Genomic DNA, 325 nt, shown 5'->3' on the forward strand with positions numbered 1-325 from the left:
CTGGCGTCATTCCTGGTGTTGGATCTTCCTCGTTAGTCGCTGCATCTAATTTTGCTTTTGCTTTCACTAATTCACTGTTGTTTTCTTTGTCGTGAAGTAAACTAATGGCATTATCTAACTTTGGTTGTACCTCATCGATTTTTGCGATAGCCGCTGTCACTTGGGCTGGTGTCGCATGTTCATCGTTGATGACTCTATCTGCTTCTGTTTTCGCTGCTTCAAGTTCATCATGAATTTTAGCCATTTCCTTATTATATACAGTCACGCTCGCTGGTGTTTTACCTTCGGTAACGCCTACATGATTTAATCCTGGGCGTTTTTGTTC

At 41.8% G+C, this 325-nt stretch carries 1 pseudogene; it reads right to left on the reverse strand.

The features are described 5' to 3' along the window. Positions 1–325 (reverse strand): annotated as a pseudogene (locus HMPREF2578_RS08835) (hypothetical protein); the annotation flags it as partial.

The sequence above is a fragment of the Staphylococcus sp. HMSC072H03 genome (assembly GCF_001809305.1).
Classification (GTDB): Bacteria; Bacillota; Bacilli; order Staphylococcales; family Staphylococcaceae; genus Staphylococcus; species Staphylococcus hominis.